At 69.3% G+C, this 20,421-nt stretch carries 20 protein-coding genes; 10 read left to right on the top strand and 10 right to left on the bottom strand.

Annotated elements, in window-relative coordinates:
* Positions 1 to 102: 102 nt before the first annotated feature.
* Positions 103 to 783 carry a phosphate signaling complex protein PhoU gene (gene phoU / locus AVP41_RS05975; protein ID WP_067162093.1) on the top strand — a complete coding sequence of 227 codons (681 nt, stop codon included), beginning with the start codon at positions 103 to 105 and terminating at the stop codon, positions 781 to 783.
* Between the two features lie 160 nt (positions 784 to 943).
* On the opposite strand, the gene AVP41_RS05980 is transcribed toward phoU, so the two are convergent.
* The gene (locus AVP41_RS05980; RefSeq protein WP_067162851.1) at positions 944 to 1,693 is read right to left on the bottom strand and encodes a phosphoglyceromutase; all 750 of its coding nucleotides are present in this window, start codon (positions 1,691 to 1,693) and stop codon (positions 944 to 946) included.
* A 41-nt stretch (positions 1,694 to 1,734) separates the two neighbouring features.
* Between AVP41_RS05980 and AVP41_RS05985 the strand changes: the two genes are divergently transcribed.
* Complete coding sequence (locus tag AVP41_RS05985; protein WP_067162095.1) at positions 1,735 to 2,571, top strand: class I SAM-dependent methyltransferase; 837 nt, start codon at positions 1,735 to 1,737, stop codon at positions 2,569 to 2,571.
* 35 nt (positions 2,572 to 2,606) lie between these two features.
* Here AVP41_RS05985 and AVP41_RS05990 read toward each other — a convergent pair whose 3' ends face one another.
* The 4 genes from AVP41_RS05990 to AVP41_RS06005 all read right to left on the bottom strand — a co-directional run bounded on the left by AVP41_RS05990 (position 2,607) and on the right by AVP41_RS06005 (position 5,911).
* Complete coding sequence (locus AVP41_RS05990) at positions 2,607 to 3,743, bottom strand: FUSC family protein (protein ID WP_231902674.1); 1,137 nt, start codon at positions 3,741 to 3,743, stop codon at positions 2,607 to 2,609.
* Between the two features lie 7 nt (positions 3,744 to 3,750).
* Positions 3,751 to 4,842, bottom strand: coding sequence for a CAF17-like 4Fe-4S cluster assembly/insertion protein YgfZ (gene ygfZ, locus AVP41_RS05995; RefSeq protein ID WP_067162097.1), 1,092 nt, complete (start codon positions 4,840 to 4,842; stop codon positions 3,751 to 3,753).
* On the bottom strand, positions 4,842 to 5,447 hold the full coding sequence (locus tag AVP41_RS06000; RefSeq protein WP_067162100.1) for an FABP family protein: 606 nt from the start codon (positions 5,445 to 5,447) through the stop codon (positions 4,842 to 4,844). The genes ygfZ and AVP41_RS06000 overlap by 1 nt, the downstream gene beginning before the upstream one ends.
* A gap of 173 nt (positions 5,448 to 5,620) precedes the next feature.
* Positions 5,621 to 5,911, bottom strand: coding sequence for a hypothetical protein (locus AVP41_RS06005; protein WP_067162102.1), 291 nt, complete (start codon positions 5,909 to 5,911; stop codon positions 5,621 to 5,623).
* Positions 5,912 to 6,015: 104 nt separating this feature from the next.
* Here AVP41_RS06005 and AVP41_RS06010 point away from each other — a divergent pair, with 104 nt between their 5' ends.
* The 8 genes from AVP41_RS06010 to AVP41_RS06045 all read left to right on the top strand — a co-directional run bounded on the left by AVP41_RS06010 (position 6,016) and on the right by AVP41_RS06045 (position 15,152).
* Entirely contained in the window at positions 6,016 to 6,714 is a 699-nt protein-coding gene (locus AVP41_RS06010) for a response regulator transcription factor (protein ID WP_157532391.1), read from the top strand.
* Positions 6,715 to 6,756: 42 nt separating this feature from the next.
* Positions 6,757 to 8,925 carry an RNA degradosome polyphosphate kinase gene (locus tag AVP41_RS06015; protein ID WP_067162107.1) on the top strand — a complete coding sequence of 723 codons (2,169 nt, stop codon included), beginning with the start codon at positions 6,757 to 6,759 and terminating at the stop codon, positions 8,923 to 8,925.
* Positions 8,922 to 9,860 carry an NUDIX hydrolase gene (locus AVP41_RS06020; RefSeq protein ID WP_067162109.1) on the top strand — a complete coding sequence of 313 codons (939 nt, stop codon included), beginning with the start codon at positions 8,922 to 8,924 and terminating at the stop codon, positions 9,858 to 9,860. The genes AVP41_RS06015 and AVP41_RS06020 overlap by 4 nt, the downstream gene beginning before the upstream one ends.
* A 131-nt stretch (positions 9,861 to 9,991) precedes the next feature.
* A complete protein-coding gene (pstS, locus tag AVP41_RS06025; RefSeq protein ID WP_067162111.1) occupies positions 9,992 to 11,101 on the top strand; it encodes a phosphate ABC transporter substrate-binding protein PstS in 1,110 nt (369 codons plus the stop codon).
* A gap of 86 nt (positions 11,102 to 11,187) precedes the next feature.
* Positions 11,188 to 12,138 carry a phosphate ABC transporter permease subunit PstC gene (gene pstC, locus AVP41_RS06030; RefSeq protein ID WP_067162113.1) on the top strand — a complete coding sequence of 317 codons (951 nt, stop codon included), beginning with the start codon at positions 11,188 to 11,190 and terminating at the stop codon, positions 12,136 to 12,138.
* Position 12,139: 1 nt separating this feature from the next.
* A complete protein-coding gene (pstA, locus tag AVP41_RS06035; protein ID WP_067162115.1) occupies positions 12,140 to 13,246 on the top strand; it encodes a phosphate ABC transporter permease PstA in 1,107 nt (368 codons plus the stop codon).
* A gap of 24 nt (positions 13,247 to 13,270) precedes the next feature.
* The gene (gene pstB / locus AVP41_RS06040; protein ID WP_067162117.1) at positions 13,271 to 14,050 is read left to right on the top strand and encodes a phosphate ABC transporter ATP-binding protein PstB; all 780 of its coding nucleotides are present in this window, start codon (positions 13,271 to 13,273) and stop codon (positions 14,048 to 14,050) included.
* A gap of 268 nt (positions 14,051 to 14,318) precedes the next feature.
* On the top strand, positions 14,319 to 15,152 hold the full coding sequence (locus AVP41_RS06045) for a type IV toxin-antitoxin system AbiEi family antitoxin domain-containing protein (RefSeq protein WP_067162119.1): 834 nt from the start codon (positions 14,319 to 14,321) through the stop codon (positions 15,150 to 15,152).
* Positions 15,153 to 15,353: 201 nt separating this feature from the next.
* On the opposite strand, the gene AVP41_RS06050 is transcribed toward AVP41_RS06045, so the two are convergent.
* From AVP41_RS06050 to AVP41_RS06070, 5 genes are all read right to left on the bottom strand, one after another.
* Positions 15,354 to 16,238, bottom strand: coding sequence for an aminodeoxychorismate lyase (locus AVP41_RS06050; RefSeq protein WP_067162122.1), 885 nt, complete (start codon positions 16,236 to 16,238; stop codon positions 15,354 to 15,356).
* Positions 16,239 to 16,497: 259 nt separating this feature from the next.
* A complete protein-coding gene (locus AVP41_RS06055) occupies positions 16,498 to 17,136 on the bottom strand; it encodes a DNA-directed RNA polymerase subunit beta (RefSeq protein WP_067162124.1) in 639 nt (212 codons plus the stop codon).
* 47 nt (positions 17,137 to 17,183) lie between these two features.
* A complete protein-coding gene (locus tag AVP41_RS06060) occupies positions 17,184 to 18,071 on the bottom strand; it encodes an anti-sigma factor (protein ID WP_067162126.1) in 888 nt (295 codons plus the stop codon).
* The gene (gene sigK, locus AVP41_RS06065; protein WP_197464256.1) at positions 18,068 to 18,667 is read right to left on the bottom strand and encodes an ECF RNA polymerase sigma factor SigK; all 600 of its coding nucleotides are present in this window, start codon (positions 18,665 to 18,667) and stop codon (positions 18,068 to 18,070) included. Before sigK ends, AVP41_RS06060 begins: the two co-directional genes overlap by 4 nt.
* Before the next feature lie 33 nt (positions 18,668 to 18,700).
* On the bottom strand, positions 18,701 to 20,416 hold the full coding sequence (locus tag AVP41_RS06070; protein ID WP_067162128.1) for a cytochrome c biogenesis protein DipZ: 1,716 nt from the start codon (positions 20,414 to 20,416) through the stop codon (positions 18,701 to 18,703).
* Positions 20,417 to 20,421: the final 5 nt, after the last annotated feature.

Below are 20,421 nucleotides of genomic sequence, written 5' to 3' on the forward strand. Positions count from 1 at the left end.
AGAGTTCACCGACGCGGCACCATTCGTTAACCTTCGGAGGGGATGATCGCCGCGTCGCCGGGCCGGCATCGTGCCGCGCCCGCGAGGAGAGAGGTTCCGCAGATGCGCGAAGTGTTCCACCAGTCGCTCGAAGACGTCCAGGCCCGCCTGGTCGAGATCGGTGACCTCGTGACCGTCGCCGTGGACAAGGCCACGCGCGCGTTCGGCGCGAGCGACGTCGCCCTGGCCGAAGAGGTCATCGACGACGACCAGGTGATCGACGACAAGGCGATCGCCCTCGACGAGCTGGCCATCGAGATCCTCGCCCGGCAACAGCCGGTCGCCCGTGATCTGCGCATCGTCGTCGCCGCCCTCCGGGTGAGCGCCTCGCTCGAGCGGATGGGCGACATCGCGGAGCACATCGCTCAGCTGACCCGCATGCGCTTCCCGGAGCGCGCGATCCCGAAGGGGCTCAAGAGCACGTTCATCAAGATGGGCGAGCTCGACGTCGAGGTGGCGCGCACCTTGACCGAGCTGCTCCGTACCGAGGATCTCTCGCTCGTGGAGCGCCTGCGCTCGCTCGAAGAGGAACTCGACGACCTGCACCTCGCGATCTTCGAGAAGGTGCTCGGCGAGACCTGGAAGGGCGAGGCGGCGGCGACCGTCGATGCCACCCTGGCCAGCCGGTACCACGAGCGCTTCGCCGACCACGCGGTCTCGGTGGCCAAGAAGGTCGCCTACCTCGCGACGGGCGACTGGACGCCCGACACCAACTCGATCGCGATCATCGCCGCGGAGGGCTGACCGCCCGCCTTTTTTGCCGAGAGCACATGCTCCCACCGAGCGCACACGTCTCCGACGCACGGATCGTGTGCTCTCGATGAGAGCGTGTGCTCTCGATGACGCGCCGCCTGGCGGGGAGGCCGCCCACCAGGCACGCGGTGATGTCGCCGCGCCGGGGGACCTACTTCTTGCCCTGCGCGGCGACGGCGGCGGCTCCCGCGGCAGCCGCCTCGGGATCGAGGTACTCACCGGGACCGAGGGGCATGAAGTCCTCGCCCAGCTTGTAGACGAGCGGGATGCCGGTGGGGATGTTGAGCTCGGCGATGTCGGCGTCGCTGATCCCGTCGAGGTGCTTCACGAGCCCGCGCAGCGAGTTGCCGTGCGCCGTGACCAGCACCGTCTTGCCGGCGGCGAGGTCGGGGATGATCGCACTCTCCCAGTACGGCAGCATCCGATCGATCACGATCTTGAGCGACTCGGTGCGGGGGACCTCACCGTCGATGCCCGCGTAACGAGGGTCGTGCACCTGGCTGTAGGGGCTGTCGTCGTCGAGGTCCGGCGGCGGAACGTCGAACGAGCGCCGCCACAGCATGAACTGCTCGTTGCCGAACTCCTCGAGCGTCTCCGCCTTGTCCTTGCCCTGGAGAGCGCCGTAGTGACGCTCGTTGAGTCGCCACGACCGGGCGACCGGGATCCACAGGCGGTCCGCGGCGTCGAGGGCGATGTTCGCCGTCTGGATCGCGCGGGACAACAGCGACGTGTGGAGGACGTCGGGCAGGAGCCCGGCCTCCTTCAAGAGCTCGCCGCCGCGCTTCGCCTCGGCCTTGCCCTGGTCTGTGAGGCGGACGTCCACCCATCCGGTGAACTGGTTGGTCTTGTTCCACTCGCTCTGCCCGTGGCGGAGGAGGATCAGCGTGTACGGCGCGGTCATGTCGACCATCCTATCGAGCGGCTCCCTGCCATCATGGAGGGATGCCGCCGGAGAAAGTGCCCGGCCGAGTGGTCGGCCGGATCACCCGCGGTACGACCAACACCAACCGGCTCCGCCGCGTCGACCGCTGGATCGCTCGGCACCCCGCGTTGCGCCGCACGGCCGATCCCCTCGTGGTCGACCTCGGCTACGGCGCCAGCGGCGTGACCGCTTTCGAGCTGGAGGCGCGCCTGCGATCGGTGCGACCCGATGTGGAAGTCTGGGGGCTGGAGATCGAACCGGCACGCGTGGAGCGGGCGCGCGTGCAGCTCGCACAGGTGCGGGCAGGCGCGGGCGTCTTCGCGCCGGACGCACGAGTCGGCTTCGGCCGCGGCGGCTTCGAGGTTCCCACGCCACAGGGGCGCGCGCCGGTCGTGATCCGCGCGTTCAACGTGCTGCGGCAGTACGACGAGGCCGACGTCGCCGACGCATGGGGGCGCATGTGCGCCCGGCTCCAGCCCGGCGGCATCCTCGTGGAGGGGACGTGCGACGAGCTGGGACGGATCTGCACGTGGATCGAGGTCGGGGCCGACGCCACGCCTCGAACCCTCACGATCTCACTGCGCCTCTCGGGTCTCGACTCCCCCGCCGTCGCCGCCGAACGTCTCCCCAAGGCGCTCATCCATCGCAATGTCCCCGGCGAGCGCGTGCACGCCTTCCTCACCGCGCTCGACCAGGAATGGACGCGTGCCGTCGCGGCATCCGCGTTCGGGCCGACGCAGCGGTGGCGGGCGACCCTCGACGCTCTGGTGAGCGGCGGATGGCCGGTCGGCGCCCGGTCGCGCTGGCGTCTCGGCGAACTCACCGTGCCGTGGGAGGTCGTCGCGCCGACGGCGTGACCCGCGACCGTCGGTCCCGACGCCGCGTGGCCGCGTCAGGTGCGCGGCAGGGCGGCCCGGGCTTCCGCGGCGGGCATCCCCGCGGCGGTGAGCAGGTCGACGGCGAGGGGCCTGAGCGCTGCCAGGAGGGTGACGTCGACGGTTCGGCCGTCGGCCGACAGTGCCGCCGGGTCGAGTCTGCCCGCCACCGCTCGCAGGGCCTCGCGGGCGAGCGGCTCGAAGGAGATGTCGTCGAGGGAGTCGGAGATCAACCGGGCACCGGCGGCCAGTTCATTGAGGAGGTCGGCCGCGACGGGCCGGGGCCGTCCATCGTCGCAGGCGTAGACGGCGCGGCGCGCGATCACGCGGAGGTTGCGCACGGCGAGATCGAGATGCGTGCGGATGCGTTCGTGGCGCTGCAGCTCGGCGCGCTGTCGGCGCAGGAACGGCGAGAGGCGCGCGATCGCCCGCCCGGAGTCCAGCGCCACCGACCAGCGATCGATCAGCCCCTGCAACGCTCGAGCCTTCTGCAGCCCGCGCTCCGCTCTCACGCGGTCGCCACGGTGAAGAGCTTGGACGAGGGTGCGGCTCGCGTCGCCGAACGCGCCCAGGAGCAGGCGCCCTTCGCGGGTGACGGTCCGCAGCGGTCGCCGGGGCACGAGGGCGGTGACCAGGAGCGCGGCGACGCCTCCGATGACGCCGTCGACCAGGCGCAGGAAGGGCGCATTAGCCGGGATCACCATGACGATCGCGGATTGGATGGCGGCGGCGATCGCAAACCCGGCCTGCGCGGAGAGGAAACGGGCGACGAGGAGGCTCGCAGCCAGCGTCGCGACGAGCTGCCACCAGCCGGTTCCCGCCGCGATGAGGATGAGCTCGGCGATCAGGATCCCGACGATCATCCCGATCACCGTCTCCAGCACGCGACGAGGGCGCGCATCGCCGACCAGTCCGAGGCTGGAGATCGTGACGGTGACCGCGAGGAGCGGAGCGGCGTGACCGAGGAGGAAATGCGCGAAGGCGTAGGCAGCCCCGGCTGCCACGACGATCTGGAGGACACCCGGCCCGGACTCCCGGATGCGCGACAGCCCCGGGCGCACGTCGACACGCGCCCGCCAGCCGACCCGCACCGACGTCGTGGGCACGGAGCCCGTGGTGGGGTGGGCGGGCTTGGGTGCCTGCGGCGCACTCACGCGCGGCCTACCGGCGGCGGGACAAGCGCGGCAGACGCGGGATCGCGGCGGTGCGACCGGCGTCCGGCGGGACGATCTGCTCCTGCGCAGCCGAGATCACGCCTCCGTCGACCCCGACGGTGACGGGAGCATCCGTCGGCGTCGTCCGCTTCAGGAGGGCCAGGGCGATCGGCCCCTCCTCGAAGTGCCGAGCGACCGAGGTCACCGCACCGACGACGTCGTCACCGACGCGCACCTCGGCGCCCGGTTCCGGAAGGACGGCGTCGCTGCCGTCGAGCTGCAGAGCGACGAGCCGGCGCGGCGGATGCCCGAGGTTGTGGACCTTCGCGACGGTCTCCTGCCCGCGATAGCACCCTTTGGAGAGGTGCACGGCGGTGCGGAGCCAGTCGAGCTCGTGCGGAAGCGCCCGGCCGTCGGCTTCGGAGCGCTGCCGCGGGCGCCATGCCGCGACGCGCAAGGCGTCGGCCGCGAGCGTGCCCGCCAGCGCGATCTCGCCTCGCGCCACCGCCTGCGCCAGTTGCGCTTCCCCGTCGCGGGGGACGATCGCCTCGACCCAGTCGCGCTCGGTTCCCGGATGCGGGTCGACGGCCGCGTACCCCCAGCCGCCGACCGAGACGGCCGGCCACGGGTCGGTCCAGGTGGCGACGGTCCCGACTTCGGACGGCAACGCCGCGATGGCGGCCGCGGTGCCGCCGATCACGGTGTACGCGTCGGAGACGTCCTGCGGATCGACCCGCAGGCGGAAGCGCATACGGAGCAGCCATGTGAGGAGCCCCGGGGCGTCGTCGCGGTCGACGATGAGCCACGTCCGCTCGCCATCGTCGACGACCGCCGCGGCGTGCTCGACATGACCCTGCGGGTCGAGCACGAGCAGCTCGGTGCTGATGCCGGGCGTGAGGGCGGCGAGCGCCTGCGACGTCAGGGAGTCGAGCCAGCTCAGCCGGTCCTCCCCCGAGACCGTCAGCACCGCGCGGTCGCCGAGGGGGGCGATCGCCTCGCCTTCGGCGAGCATGCGCTGCTCGCGCAACGGGCTTCCGACGTGGACCAGCACGTCACCGTCCCACACCGTCGCGGGAAGCTCGGCGAACGGGGAGGACATCACTCGGCCCGCGCGAGTCGCGCGGATGCATGGGAGGCGAGTCCGCCGCCGAGAGCCGCGATGTCCCACGCCCAGAGGAGGTGACCGTCGACGTAGCCGTACATGCGCGTCGCGGCACCGTACGGCTTGGCGCTCTCGGGGCGCACGACGGCATCGGTCGCGAGGTCGATGCGGGGCCCCTGCACCTGGCCGACGTAGACCTCGCTCACGCCGTCGGAGTGGACGATCGCGACTTCGAGGTCGAACCCGCCGTTGGCGTTGCGGAGCGCCTCGACGTCGTCCACGGTGCGCGGAGTCGACCGCGACGTGAGCGCGGGAAGGAGAGCCGGTCCTGCGTCCTCGTCGGACGCGGGACGCGCCAGACGCCAGTATCCCTGCTCGGCGACGAGAGGGGTGCGGTGGTCGTCATCGCCGATCAGCCAGGCGCTGGCGGCGTAGTTGACGTAGTCGCCGCCGTCGTGGCTGAAACTCACGCGATGCGCGAACTCGCCGCTGAAGTGGCGGTCCGCCGCCTCGTAATCGATGACGCCGGTGCCTTCCCAGACTCCCAGCAGCCACGACAGCGGGACGATGTCGGCGGGAAGATCGGTGGGCAGGTCGATCACGGGATCAGCGCTGGCCGCGGTACAGGTTCTTCAGAACGACGGCCGACACGAACACGATCGCCAGCGACGCGAGCCCGAGCAGCCCGACGAAGAACAGTTCGAGTGCGATGAGGTCCATGCCTCCACTCTACGCCGTGGCGCACGGCGCGGCGTAGCGGCGGCGCGGCGACTCCTCATCCCGAGAAGAGTGTCGCCAGGCCCAGTCCGACGCCGATCAGGCCCATCACGAAGAGGGAGCCGATGACGCTCAGCGCCATGCGCTGGATGAAGCCCTGCGATCGCCCCGACCACAGATGCACGGTGAAGGCGATCGGCACGATGAGACCCATCCCCACCCCCATCCACGCGGCGCGCCAGTCGGGTTCGGCGAGCACACCCACCAGCACCGCCAGCACGGCCGCGATCCCCCACACCACGAACACTCCGATCAAGGTGTGGCGGGGAGCGATCAACGGCGAGGTCACTCCGCCATTGTGACGCACTCGGGCCCGATGTGACGCACTCGGGGCCTGCGGCGAGGTCATAAGATGGGCTCACGGTTCCGGCATCCGGACCGGGAGGGATGCCCTTGGCTCAGCTGCTCGTCTTGAGTTCCGCCGCGAACGGCGGAGCGGTGCTCCCCGCGCTCGAGCTACTGAGTCATCGCGTCCGTCAGATCCCGGCCGAGCCGGCGCAGCTGGTGAACGCTCCGAGCGCCGACGTCATCTTCGTCGACGCGCGAGTCGATCTCGTCGGGGCCAAATCGCTCTGCAAGATCCTCAACACGACCGGCCTCGATGCCCCGCTGATGCTCGTGGTCACCGAGGGCGGACTCACGGCGGTCTCACCCGATTGGGGCATCGACGACGTGATCCTCGTGGGCGCCGGGCCCGCGGAGGTCGATGCGCGGATCCGCCTCGTGATCGGCCGCCTCACGAAGGACCCGGTCTCCACCCGCATCCAGACCTCGGGCATCTCGATCGACGAGTCCTCGTATTCGGCCAAGGTGCACGGAAAGCCCCTCGACCTCACCTACAAGGAGTTCCAGCTCCTCCACTTCTTCGCGACGCACCCGTCGCGGGTGTTCACGCGCGAGCAGCTGCTCAGCGAGGTGTGGGGGTACGACTACTTCGGCGGCACGCGCACCGTCGACGTGCACGTGCGGCGGCTGCGGGCGAAGCTCGGCGACATGGAGCAGCTGATCGGCACGGTCCGCAACGTCGGTTACCGCTTCAACGTGTACGAGGACGACCAGGTGCCCGCACCCCGCGAGCGTTCCGACGCGTGAACGGTTAACGCGCCGGTCACCTGCTCCTGCAAGGATGAGGGAATGATCGACACCGAGGTACTCGACTCCGGCCTGGGCGACGCCGACGACGACGACTTCGACACGGCCGCCGAGGTGGACGACTCCCAGCTCCCCGACCACCGTTACCTCGACCGCGAGGTGAGCTGGCTCGCCTTCAACCAGCGCGTCCTGGAGCTGGCCGAGGACCCGACTCTCCCGGTGCTCGAGCGCGCGAACTTCCTCGCGATCTTCGCGAGCAACCTCGACGAGTTCTTCATGGTCCGCGTCGCCGGCCTCAAGCGACGGATCATGACGGGATTGGCCGTTCCCACCAACGTCGGCCGTTCGCCGCAGGAGGTTCTCGCCGACATCTCGGCCGAGGCCCACGCGCTGCAGCTCCGGCACGCCGCGGCCTGGGAGGAGCTGGTCAAGCCCGCGATGTCGGAGGCCGGCATCGACATCGTGTCGTGGGACGACCTGTCCGACGACGATCGCGCCGGCCTCTACGACTACTTCCAGGCGCAGGTCTTCCCCGTCCTCATGCCGCTGGCCGTCGACCCCGCGCACCCGTTCCCCTATATCTCGGGACTCTCTCTCAACCTCGCGATCCGCATCCGCAATGCCCGCACCGGGCGGCAGGAGTTCGCGCGCCTCAAGGTGCCGCCGATGCTGCCGCGCTTCGTCGCCCTGCCCCGGTCGGAGTCGGGTGCGCGCTACCTGCCACTGGAGGAGCTGATCTCCAACAACCTGGGCGACCTGTTCCCCGGCATGGAGATCCTCGAGCACCACGCGTTCCGCCTCACCCGCAACGAAGACGTCGTCATCGAGGAGGACGAGACCGAGAACCTCATCCAGGCGCTGGAAGCCGAGCTGCTCCGCCGCCGCTTCGGGCCGCCCATCCGCCTCGAGGTCACCGACTCGATGGACGACGTCACGCTCGACCTGCTCCTGAACGAGCTCACGATCACGGAGCAGGAGGTCTATCGCCTCCCCGGCCACCTCGACCTGCGGGGACTGTTCGACCTCGCCCGCATCGACCGGCCGGAGCTGCGCTACCCCGCGCACGTGCCGACGACGGCGATGGCGTTCCAGCCGGCGGAACAGAACGGCCGCGCCGACCTGTTCGCCGCCATCCGCAAGGGCGACGTGCTGGTGCACCACCCGTACGAGTCGTTCAACACGAGCGTGGTCGCCTTTCTCGAGCAGGCCGCGCGTGACAAGCACGTGCTCGCGATCAAGCAGACGCTGTACCGCACGTCGGGTGACAGCCCGATCGTCGAAGCGCTGATCGATGCCGCAGAGAACGGAAAGCAGGTGCTCGCGCTCGTCGAGGTCAAGGCGCGGTTCGACGAAGCGGCCAACATCGTGTGGGCCCGCAAGCTGGAGAAGGCGGGCGTCCACGTCGTCTACGGGCTCGTGGGGCTCAAGACCCACTGCAAGCTCCTCCACGTCATCCGCGAGGAAGACGGGATGCTCCGCAGCTACAGCCACATCGGCACCGGCAACTACAACCCCAAGACCAGCCGTCTGTACGAGGACTTCGGGCTGTTCACGTCCGACGAACAGGTCGGCCGCGATCTCACGCGCCTGTTCAACGAGCTGTCCGGATATGCGATCGAGAAGAAGTTCAAGCGGCTGCTGGTGGCCCCGCTCCACCTGCGCAAGGGACTCCTCCGCCAGATCGACAAGGAACGGCGCAACGCGATCGCCGGAAAGCCCGCCCACATCCGGATCAAGGTCAACTCGATGGTCGACGAGCAGATCATCGACTCTCTGTACCGCGCGAGCCAGGCCGGCGTCCGCGTCGACGTGTGGGTGCGCGGCATCTGCTCCCTCCGCACCGACCTCGACGGGGTCAGCGACAACATCACGGTGCGCTCGATCCTCGGTCGCTATCTGGAACACTCGCGGATCTTCGCGTTCGCCAACGACGGCGATCCTCAGGTGTACATCGGCAGCGCCGACATGATGCACCGGAACCTCGATCGCCGGGTGGAGGCCCTTGTCCGGGTGACCGCGCCGGCGCACGTCAAGGAGCTCATCGATCTGTTCGACAGCGCGATGGCCGACACCACCAGCTCGTGGCACCTCGGCGAGGGAGGCGCGTGGACTCGCCACAGCACCGACGCCGACGGCACCGCGCTGACCGACCTGCAGGAGAAGACCATGACCCAGATCCAGCGCCGTCGCCGCGCTCGCGCGGTGCGATGACCGAGACGGCGGTCTACGCGGCCGGAGGCGTGGTCTGGCGTCTGGTGGAAGGCAAGCTCAAAGTGCTCGTCATCCACCGCACGGCGTACGCGGACGTCACCCTCCCCAAGGGGAAGGTGGATCCCGGCGAGATGCTCGCCGAGACGGCGGCTCGGGAGATCTTCGAGGAGACCGGGATCCGGGTTTCCCTCGGCATCCCGGTCGGGGTATCGCGGTATCGCATGCCCAACAAACGGCAGAAGATCGTCCACTACTGGTCCGCAGAGGCCACCGACAAGGCCATCCGGGAGTCGGCGTTCGTTCCCAACAAGGAGATCGCCGCGATCGAATGGGTGGGCCCCAAACGGGCGCTCAAGCACCTGAGCTACCCGGTCGACGTCGAGATCCTGGAGAACTTCCTGCGTTTCGTCGACGATGGGATCCTCTCGACCTTCCCGATCGTCGTCCTCCGGCACGCGAAAGCCACTCCCCGCGAAGAGTGGAACGGTGCGGACGCCGCCCGCCCGCTCACCGCCCGCGGAACCAAGCAGTCCTCGGCGATCGTCGGCCCCCTCCGGGCGTTCGGGGTCCGCAAGATCATTTCGAGCGACGCGGTACGGTGCGTGACCACCGTGACCCCGCTCGCGGCGGCTCTCGGCAAGCCGGTCGAACGCACTCCCCTCATCAGTCAAGAGGCGTGGGAAGAGGGTGCCGCGGACGCCCGCACGGTCATCGGCAAGCGCGTCCGCTCCCGCAAGCCGGCGGTGCTGTGCAGCCACGGCCCCGTTCTCCCCGACATCCTCACCGAACTCGCCCTGGCGACCGGGACCCTGCGCGGCTCGTACCTCGGGAGTGCCTCGTCGCTCGACGTGGGCGCGTTCTCGGTCGCGCACCTCTCCTCGACCAATCCCGGCTCGGGGATCGTCGCGATCGAGACGCACGCCCCCAAGGTCTGACGCGAATCACCGGGCGACCGGCATCCGTTCACCTCCCGTTTACCGGCACAGCGCACTCTCTTAAGAGTCGATGTCTACCGTCACGGACGAGCCCTGCACCGGGCTACTACCTGACAACGTGAGGATTCACAGTGAAGCTCAACCGCATCGCCCAGCTGGGCGCTGTTGCCGCCGTCGCGGCTCTCGCACTCACCGGATGCGCCGCCAACGAGCCGGCGGGCAACGGCTCGACCAACTCCCCCGGCGGATCGTCGTCGGCGCTCACGGGCACCCTCGTCGGTCAGGGCGCCTCGTCGCAGCAGGTTGCCATCCAGGCCTGGACTGCCGCCTTCAACGAGGCCAACCCCGACGTGGTCGTGCAGTACGACCCGGCCGGCTCCGGCACGGGCCGCGAGTCGTTCCAGCAGGGTGCCGTGAACTTCGCCGGCTCCGACCGCGCGTTCAGCGCCGAGGAGATCGCCGCGGGCGGGTTCGGTGCCTGTGCCGCCGACTCGCCGATCGTCGAGATCCCGGCCTACGTGTCGCCGATCGCGATCATCTTCAACGTGCCGGGCGTCGACACGCTGGATCTCGACGCCGCGACCGTTGCCGGCATCTTCGCCGGGACGATCACGAAGTGGAACGACCCGGCCATCGCCGCCACCAACGACGGCGTCGACCTGCCCGACACCGCGATCAACCCCGTGCACCGCTCCGACAAGTCGGGCACCACGGGCAACTTCACCGACTACCTCTCCGCGAACGCTTCTGACGTGTGGACGTGGGGCTCCGTCGAGGAGTGGCCGGCCGGTGTCGTCGGTGAGGCTGCGGAGAAGACCTCGGGTGTCGTGGAGGCCGTCAAGGCCGGCGAGGGCTCGATCGGCTACGCCGACTCGTCGCAAGCCGAGGGTATGTCCTCGGTCAACGTCAAGGTCGGTGACGCTTTCGTCGGACACTCCGCCGAAGGCGCGGCGATCACGCTCGACGCGTCATCGATCGAGTCCGGCCGCAGCGCCGGCGACCTCGCCTTCACCATCGACCGGACCACGACCGCCGAGGGCGCCTACCCCGTGCTGCTGGTGAGCTACCTCATCGGTTGCGAGAAGTACGAGGACGCCAACATCGCGGCTCTCACCAAGGCCTTCTTCTCCACCGCCGTGAGCGCGGAGGGTCAGCAGTCGGCCGCCACCAACGCGGGCAGCGCCCCGATCTCAGACGACCTGCGCGCAAAGGCTGTCGCCGCGATCGACCTGATCAAGTAAGTCGCAGGGCGGTCCTTCGGAGCGATCCGGAGGGCCGCCCTCGGCCGGCCCACCCGAAACTCCCCCGGTCCCAGAGAAAGACGACCATGACAACAACCTCCGCGCCGCCGGCGCAGAAGATCGCCGCGAAGCAGCGCCCCGGCGACATCTGGTTCTCGGGAACGGCCGTCTTCGCCGGCTCGATGATCGTGGTCACTCTGGCCGCCGTCGCGATCTTCCTCATCGTGCAGTCCATTCCGGCGCTCGGGCTCACCAGCGCTGACGCATCGCTGCTCACGACGAACTTCTGGGACTACGTCCTCCCCCTCCTCTTCGGCACGATCTGGGCCGCCTTCCTCGCCCTCCTCGTCGCCGTCCCCCTGTCACTGGGGATCGCGCTCTTCATCACCCACTACGCACCACGCCGGCTCGCACAGGGGCTCGGCTACATCGTCGACCTCCTCGCCGCCGTCCCTTCCGTCGTCTTCGGCCTCTGGGGCATCCTCGTCTTCGCCCCGTCGGTCGTCCCCACCTACAAGTGGTTGAACGAGTACCTCGGCTGGATCCCGCTCTTCTCCGGACAGGTGCTCAACAGCGGTCGGACGATCCTGACCGCGGCGCTCGTCCTCGCCGTCATGGTGGTGCCGATCATCACGGCGATCTGCCGAGAGATCTTCCTCCAGACCCCCCGGCTCCACGAGGAGGCCGCCCTCGCACTGGGCGCCACGCGGTGGGAGATGATCCGCATGGCGGTCCTCCCCTTCGGGCGGTCCGGAATCGTCTCGGCAGCCATGCTCGGACTCGGGCGTGCCCTCGGCGAGACGATGGCCGTGGCCATGGTGCTCTCTGCGACCAACGTCGTGACTCTCGGGCTGCTCACCTCGCAGAACCCCTCGACGATTGCGGCGAACATCGCCCTCACGTTCCCCGAGGCCTACCGCCTCAACATAAACGTCCTGATCGCCACGGGCCTGATCCTGTTCGTCGTCACCTTCGCCGTCAATGCGCTCGCGCGCTGGATCGTCAGCCGCCGCAAGGAATTCTCGGGAGCCAACTGACATGACCACCGCTCCTGCTCCGGCCCCCGTGCGCCCCGTCGCCGCGGACCCCGCACGCGCCGGGCTGACCTCCGGGCACCTTCCCCGGTGGGCTCCCTGGGCCCTGCTGCTGGGCAGCCTCGCGGTCTCAGGCGCGATCTTCCTCGTGCTGGGACTGGCCTCCGATGCCGGCTTCAACGTCGCGGGCTGGATCGTCGTGGCGGTCCTGGCCTACCTGGTGCTCGTCTACACGATCTCGCGGATCGTCGAAGGTGCGCGACGGGCGTTCGACCGCTTCGTGACGGGCATCGTCACGTGCGCCTTCGCGATCGCGATGGTGCCTCTGGTATCGGTGGCGTGGACCGTCGTCGGCAACGGCCTGGCACGCTTCGACGGCGAGTTCTTCAGTTGGACGATGCGAGGCGTGCTGGGCGAGGGGGGCGGCGCCCTTCACGCCATCATGGGAACCGTCTCGATCACGCTCACCGCCGCGGTCATCTCCGTTCCCATTGGGCTCATGACGGCGATCTACCTGATCGAGTACGGACAGGGCAAGCGACTCGGGCGGGCCATCACCTTCCTCGTCGACGTCATGACGGGCATCCCGTCGATCGTCGCGGGCCTGTTCGCCTATGCACTGTTCGCCCTCATCTTCGGCCCCGGCGTGCGCATGGGGTTCGCGGGTGCCATCGCTCTCTCCGTGCTGATGATCCCCGTGGTCGTCCGTTCGAGCGAAGAGATGCTGCGCCTGGTTCCCAACGAACTGCGAGAAGCCTCGTACGCACTCGGCGTTCCGAAATGGCTCACCGTCGTCAAGGTGGTGCTTCCCACCTCCATCGCCGGAATCACGACGGGCGTCATGCTCTCTATCGCCCGCGTGATCGGGGAGACTGCGCCGCTGCTCATCACGGCCGGCTTCACCGACGCGATGAACTACAACCTCTTCGACGGGCGCATGCAGACGCTCCCCGTCTACATCTACTCGCAGTACGCGTATAAGGGCATCCCGCCCGAGGCGTACGTCGACCGGGCGTGGGCCGCCGCGCTCACCCTCATCCTCATCGTCATGGTGCTGAACCTCGTCGCGCGCGTCGTGGCCAAGGTGTTCGCCCCCAAGACCGGCCGCTGACCGGCCCCTCGAGAAAGAACCGACGTGTCCAAGAGCATCGAAGTCAACGACCTCAACGTCTACTACGGCGACTTCCTCGCCGTCGAGGGCGTGTCCCTCGAGATCGAACCGCGGAGCGTGACGGCCTTCATCGGCCCGTCGGGATGCGGCAAGTCCACGTTCCTGCGCACCCTGAACCGGATGCACGAAGTGATCCCCGGCGCCCGAGTCGAAGGCGAGGTGCTGCTCGACGGCGACGATCTGTACGGGGCGGGCGTGGATCCCGTGCTCGTGCGTCGCCAGATCGGGATGGTCTTCCAGCGTCCCAACCCGTTCCCCACGATGAGCATCAAGGAGAACGTGCTGGCCGGGGTGAAGCTCAACAACAAGAAGATCTCCAAGAGCGACGCCGACGCTCTCGTCGAGCAGTCGCTGCGGGGGGCGAACCTCTGGAACGAGGTCAAGGACCGCCTCGACAAGCCCGGCTCCGGGCTGTCCGGCGGGCAGCAGCAGCGTCTGTGCATCGCGCGGGCGATCGCCGTGTCCCCCGACGTCCTGCTCATGGACGAGCCGTGCTCAGCCCTGGACCCGATCTCGACTTTCGCGATCGAGGAGCTCATCCAAGAGCTGAAGAAGGAGTACACGATCGTCATCGTGACCCACAACATGCAGCAGGCGTCGCGCGTGAGCGACAAGACCGCCTTCTTCAACATCGCCGGCACGGGTAAGCCGGGCAAGCTCATCGAGTACGACGAAACCGGCACGATCTTCACCACCCCGTCGGTCCAGGCCACCGAGGACTACGTCTCCGGCCGCTTCGGCTGATTCCCGGGGCGGACCTGGGGGCCTGCCCCGGGTGGGGCCAGTCCAGGTTCCGGGACACAACGGCGGACGAACTGGGCAACACGCCGACCCCATGGTCGCGGAGGCCGGCGTGTCGCTCACCCGGTCCGCCGTTATGCGCGAGCGAGCGAACTCGCGGATGTGGTCGCCCGGGCGCCCCGGCTCCTCCCCAGCCATGAATTGACCTGCACTGTGAACGGTGAGTCCGCCGCGGTGCCGGGCCTCTCCGCCGCGGGGGCATGGTGGGCACATGTGTGTGCCGTCGATCGCCATCCAGCGCTACCGCGAGCTCCGCGCGGCGGGGCTCTCGCGCTCAGCCATCCGCAGAGCCGTCGCGACAGGTGAGCTGCACCATTTGCGCCGCGGCGTGTATGCCTCGGCCGACGCGTGCGCGGAGGTCATGATCGCTGCGACGCACGGCGGAGCGCTCGCGTGCGTGTCGGCGGCGCGGCACTGGGGGTTGTGGGTGCTCGACGAGCCCGGCGACGTTCACGTCTGGCTCCATCACGACGGACATCGTCGGCACGCGGACGACCCGTGCACCTGCATCGAGCACTGGGATGAGGGCACTCGCGATGCCTTCGCCCTCCCGTCCGCCGCCCGTGTCCTGCGTCAGATCCTGGCGTGCGCGGGCGTTGAGGCGTTCTTCGTGGCGCTGGAGTCAGCGCGACGCGCGGGAATCGTCGGGCCGGCTGCCCTTCGCTGGCTCACCAGTCACATCGGTGACGAGGGTCGCGAAGCGGTCGCGCTGTCCCGCGACGACGCCGACAGCGGGCTGGAGTCGCTCCTCCGGTGGCGTCTGCGGCATCACGGGCTGACCGTCCGCACCCAGGTGCGTATCGCGAGCGTCGGAGTGGTCGACGTCCTCATCGGCGAGCGGCTCATCGTGGAAACCGATGGCAAGGCGAATCACGACAGCCCCTCCCTGCGCCACAAAGATCTTCTGCGTGATGCGCACGCCGCACTCTGGGGCTACGTCACTCTGAGATTCGACTACGCGATGATCGTTCACGAATGGGAGCTGGTGGAGTCCGCGATACTCGCGTCGGTCGCCAGCGGGCACCATCTCGTGCCCGGTCGATGAGTTCGCCGCCGCGGCGAAGCGGTCGCCGGCCCAGTGGCACAACGGCGGATGTGGGAACCGACACGCCGGGCGTGGGCAACGAGGTATCGGCGCGCCGGCCCGGCCGTCCGCCGTTGTGCATCGGCAGCATGCGACGGGCCCGGCGGCACGGGCCGGGGACACGGGCCCTGCGGCACAGGCTCGGCGCCGGCGCGCGCCGTGTCAGTCGCGGCGGCTGAGGAGGTAGTCGTTGAGTCTCGACGTGATCGCGACGTCGTGGGACAGCGCCTGTCCGTCCACCGCCGTGATCGGAGCGGCCAGCCGCACGCTGGACAGCAGCCACGCGGCTTCGGCGGCACGGAGGTCGGCTACAGGAATCGGCTCGTACGCCGTGTCGTAGCCTTCGCCCCGGATGAAGCCGAAGAGGCTCCGCTGCGTGGTGCCGTGGAGGATGCCGGCGTGGGGCTCGGGCGTGACGAAGGTGCTCCCCCGGCGCACGACGACCGAGGCGGTCGGGGCTTCGAGAACGTACCCGTCGCTCGTCACGAACACGGCGTCGTCCGCGCCACGGCGCTTCGCCTCCCGGATCGCGGCCATGTTCACCGCGTACGAGAGGGTTTTCGCGCCGAGGAGGAGCCACGGTGCCCGCGCGGGGACGTCGCTCGCAAAGCCCCGGTCGAGCGTGGCCACGCGAACACCGGACGTGCGCGCGGTGGCGAAGTCGGCCGCGTCGGCGACCGTCACCCACGCGGTCGGGCCGCTTCCGTGCTCCACACCGCGGCTGAGGATCAGTTTGACGACGGCCTCCCCCGGGGCCGCCTGCGCCACGGCGAGTTCGACCGCCTGCCGCCACTGCGCACGGTGAGGACCGGGCAGCTCGCACAGCTCCGCCGAATGCTCCAGGCGGGCAAGATGTGCATCGACCTCCTGGGCATGACCGCCGATCACCCCGATCGACTCGAACACCCCGTCGCCGCGCTGGGCGGCAAGATCGCCGACGCTGAGCCCCGGAGCGAGCGGATCGACCTCGGTGAAGGTCTCACGAAAGTCGGTACGTGCGTCGGTCGCCGACGCCGGGACCAGGAGAAGTGCAAAGCGCCAGGCCATTCCCCGAGCCTACGCGCCGCGCACGCCGGATTCAGGCTCATCGACCTCTCGGGGCGTCGCCCCCGGAATAGCCTGCGCGGCCCCTCCGTTACAATGGAACAGCCGGGCCGCAGTAACCCCGGGCTCCAACTTCTGCCGCTGCGAGCGGCCTCGCGCCGAGAGGCGTTCCTGCGGTCCGGCACTTCTCTTTCCCGCTGCGCACAGGCCCACGGCGTCCCCGCCACCGGCAGCGAGGCCACCGGCACCGAGCCCCCAGCACTCAGGTCAGCGCATCGCGGCGCCACAGCGCGGCGGCCGCCCCGAGGTCCTCCGCGAACGTCGTCAGCCGGAGCGCGCGGGCGGTGAATGCCGTCGCGCGGTCGGGCTCGGTGTGGTCATGATCATCCGCCAGGTCGGCGGCGCCGGCCGCCTCGACGCGGCAGAACGAGGCGGCGCGCTCCAGGGCGACGGCGAAATCCCCGCTGAAGACACCGCGCAGGATCTCGTCGCTCAACGAGACGAGTTCATCCGGCCCTGCGGGCGTGGGGGCACCGGCCACCACGTCATCGGCCGACGCGAGCCGCGCCCGGCCCCGCTCGTAGAGCAGGGCGGCGGTACGCGCATCGTCGTGGACCATGAGCTGGAGCAGGTAGATCCGCCACAGCGTTCCCGGCAACGACTTGGCCGGCGAGCGCGACCAGAGCTCCGCGATCGTGTCGATCCCGTGCTGATCCGTGAAGCTCACGAGCCGGTCCACCGCGCCGTCGGCCGGCTGCTCCCGGACGCGCGACAACAACGCCACCGCCGTGGCGTGGGCGACGCGCGACACCTCGGCCGGGTCCTCGGCGCTGAAGAGGCGGTCGAGCATCTCGGCGGGGCGGCGGACGGGCTTGTGGAACGAACGCGGGTCGTCAGACATCGCGTTCCAGGGTACCGGGGGGCGAGAGCCCGGGCTCCGCGGGCCGGTCAGCTGGTCTCGGACGGGACCGCGACGATGGGGTCGGTGGTCGGCTTGCCGTCGGGAGATCCGCCGCGCTGCTCCACGGTCACGGCGATGGTGTCGCCCGGCTTCATCGAGCCCACGAGCTGCGCCGTGGCCTCGCCATCACTCGCATCGAAGGTGCCCGCGGCGATCGGGGTGTCGTCTCGGACGAACCAGAGTTCGAACGTGCGGTCGTCGGCGATCTCGGGCATCCCCTTCGCCACGAACACGGCCTCGCCCAGCGACTCCGACCAATGGAGCGACGCCTGTCCGTCCTCGCCCATCTGCGTCGTCACCGACTGGGCGTCGGGCTGGGACTCGATCTGTGCGAGGAGCTGGACGGCCGGAGGCGTGCGGAGCGAGTCGGAGATCGCCCCGACGCCCCACCCGATTCCGACCAGGAGCGCGACCGACGCGACGAGAGCGAACAGTCCACGGGTCCAGTTGCGACGCTGGATCGCCTGCACCACCTCGGTGGGAGGAGCGGCATCCACCGGCGGCACGTCCCCGGACGGCGCATCCGAGGCGGCAGGCTCGGCGAGAGAGGCCGACGACGCGCCCCGATCGAGAGCGACCGTGTCGTCGGCAACGGTGGATGGGTCGCGCGGCGGAGCGTCGTCGACGACCGAAGCCTCGGGCGCCTCGGCGGCACCACCGCGGATCTGCGACAACAGCCGCGATCGCACGTTCAGCGGCGGGGCAACCGGGGTCACGCTGTCGCCCAGCGCTCCGACAGTGTCCAGATCGAGGCGGACGATCTCCTGCCATTCCGGGTGGGCGACCAGTGCGTCCTGATAGCGACGTTCGTCATCGGGAGACAGCGCGCCGAGGGCATGGCCTGCGGAGAGCGCGGCGAATTCCTGCTCGTTCATACGGCCACCCCCAATTCGGTGCGTAGGCGCGACAGGCCGTCGCGCATTCTCGTCTTGATCGTTCCCAGCGGCGTTCCGCTCAGCGCGGCGATCTCGCTTTGAGAGTAGCCGCCGAAGTACGCCAGAGTCAGTGCTTCACGCTGTGCTTCGGGGAGCGCTTCGAGGGCCCGCGCCACGCGCCTGCTCTCGATCCGCAACTCGACCTGTTCTTCGACGGCGACGGCCGGGGTGTTCAGTTCCCGCATGCCGGCGCGGACGTCTCGTTCTCCGGCTGCCTGCGCAGACCGGACCCGGTCGACGGCCCGTCGGTGTGCGATCGTGAGGACCCACGACCTTCCCTGTCCTCTATTCGGAGCGAACGAGCCAGCGGATTGCCAGATCTCGAGGAAGACCTCCTGGAGGACCTCTTCGCTCTGGGCGCGGTCGACCAGCACGCGCAGGATCAGGCCGAACACGCGGGACGACATCATGTCGTAGAGCGTCCCGAAGGCGGTGTCGTCACCGGCGGCGATACGCATCAGAAGCTCCGCGACGCGATCGGCGCTGTCGCCGTCCTCGCCCACTTCCACACCGTCGATGACCATCTCGACAAGCATGCACCATCTCCCGCTTCATCGTCGTATCCCCGATCACCCGAAGGTGAAGGAGTAGGCCTCCACGCCCTTCGGCACCTCGAGCGTGATCGTTCCCTGCCGAGCTTCTCCGCGCTCGATCACGGCGTAGGAGCGGGGCGTGCCTCCCACGTCGATCGAGGACTTCTTCCCGTCCACATCCACCTGGATCGTGCCCTGGCCGGCCGCGACGATCCGCACTTCGGAGGCGCGGTAGGTCAGCACGATCCGTCCGGTGTCGGCGGCGGGGGTGACGAACTGCGTCTGCACGTTCCACGCGCCGTCGAGGGCGAAGGTGTCGGCGGCCTGATCGGCGGGGGCCGTGAACTGTCCCTCGCCCGCGCGGTATTGACCGGGGCCGGCGAAGTTGACGTCCTTCGACGACCCGAGGAAGGTCTCCGGCGTCGTCGATCCCAGCTCGGGGGTCTCATCGGTGACGTTGGTGGCCGCGGGGAGGCTCACCGACGGGTTCGCATCGGTCAGCAGCTCGCGGATCATCTTCTCGGTCGCGGCGTAGTTCCCCTCGCCGAACGCGATGTGGCGCACCGTGCCCTGCGCATCGATCAGGTAGTGCGCGGGCCAATACCGGTTGCGGTAGTTGGTCCAGGTGGCGAGGTTGTTGTCGAGGGCCACCGGGTAGGTGATCCCGAAGTCGCGCGCGCCGGCCTCGACGTTGGCCGCGTCCTTCTCGAACGCGTATTCGGGAGAGTGGATGCCGATCACCTCGAGCCCCGCATCGCGGTAGGCCTTGTCCCACGCCACGACGTGAGGGATCGACCGCTGGCAGTTGATGCAGGAGTACGCCCAGAAGTCGATCAGCACGACCTTGCCCCGCAGTTCCTTCAGGTCGATCGCCTCACCGCCGGGGGTGTTGAGCCACTTCTCGATGCCCTTGATCGATGGTGCCGTCCCGCAGGACTCCAACTGGTCGGCGCCGTTGGTGCACTTGTCGAGGTCGCGGTTCTCGTCGGTGACGAGGCCGCCGAGACCGAGCGCCCGGGCGGCCTGGTCGTTGTCGGTGAGGTCGCGCTGCAGTTGCGCCGTGTAATCCGGGACGAGCCGCTGGAGCGCCTGCGGCACGTTGAACGCGAGTCCCACCGCGAGGGCGAGCATCGCCACGCCCGCCGCGATCCGCAAGCCCCGCTCACGGCTCCGGAACGCACGGATGCGCTCGACGAGACCGCGCCCGGCGAGGGCGAACACGAGTAGCGGGATGGCGACGCCGATGGCGAACGACGCCGTGAGAAGCACCGTGTCGACACCGATGCGCCCCGTCGCGCCGGCCACGATGATGGCGGCGAGGACGGGCCCTGCACACGGCACGAACACCGCGCCGAGAGCGAGACCGACGCCGAACCCGCTCCCCCGGTTCTGCACCTCACGTCGGGGCAGCCACTGGAAGGGCTTCTCGAGGAGCTGTTCGAACCGCGGGATCAGCAGGCCGACACCGATGAGGATCAGCACGGCAATGCCCACCCACCGGATCACGTCCTGCGGAAGGTTCAGCAGGCCCAGCACCAGCGAGCCGACGAGCGTCACCAGGGTGAAGCTGATGACGAGCCCGAGGATCACGAGGTAAGGACGACTGCGCCGAGCCGGCTTGGTCTTCGCGTCGCCCTCGAAGCGCGCGGACTGCGCCCCTCCGGTGAGGAAGATGACCGGCAGCACCGGCAGGATGCACGGCGATATGCCGGTGATGAGCCCGCCCAGCAGGCCGATGATGATCAGGTCCATGACGC

Source organism: Microbacterium sp. TNHR37B, from assembly GCF_001620065.1.
Lineage (GTDB): Bacteria > Actinomycetota > Actinomycetes > Actinomycetales > Microbacteriaceae > Microbacterium.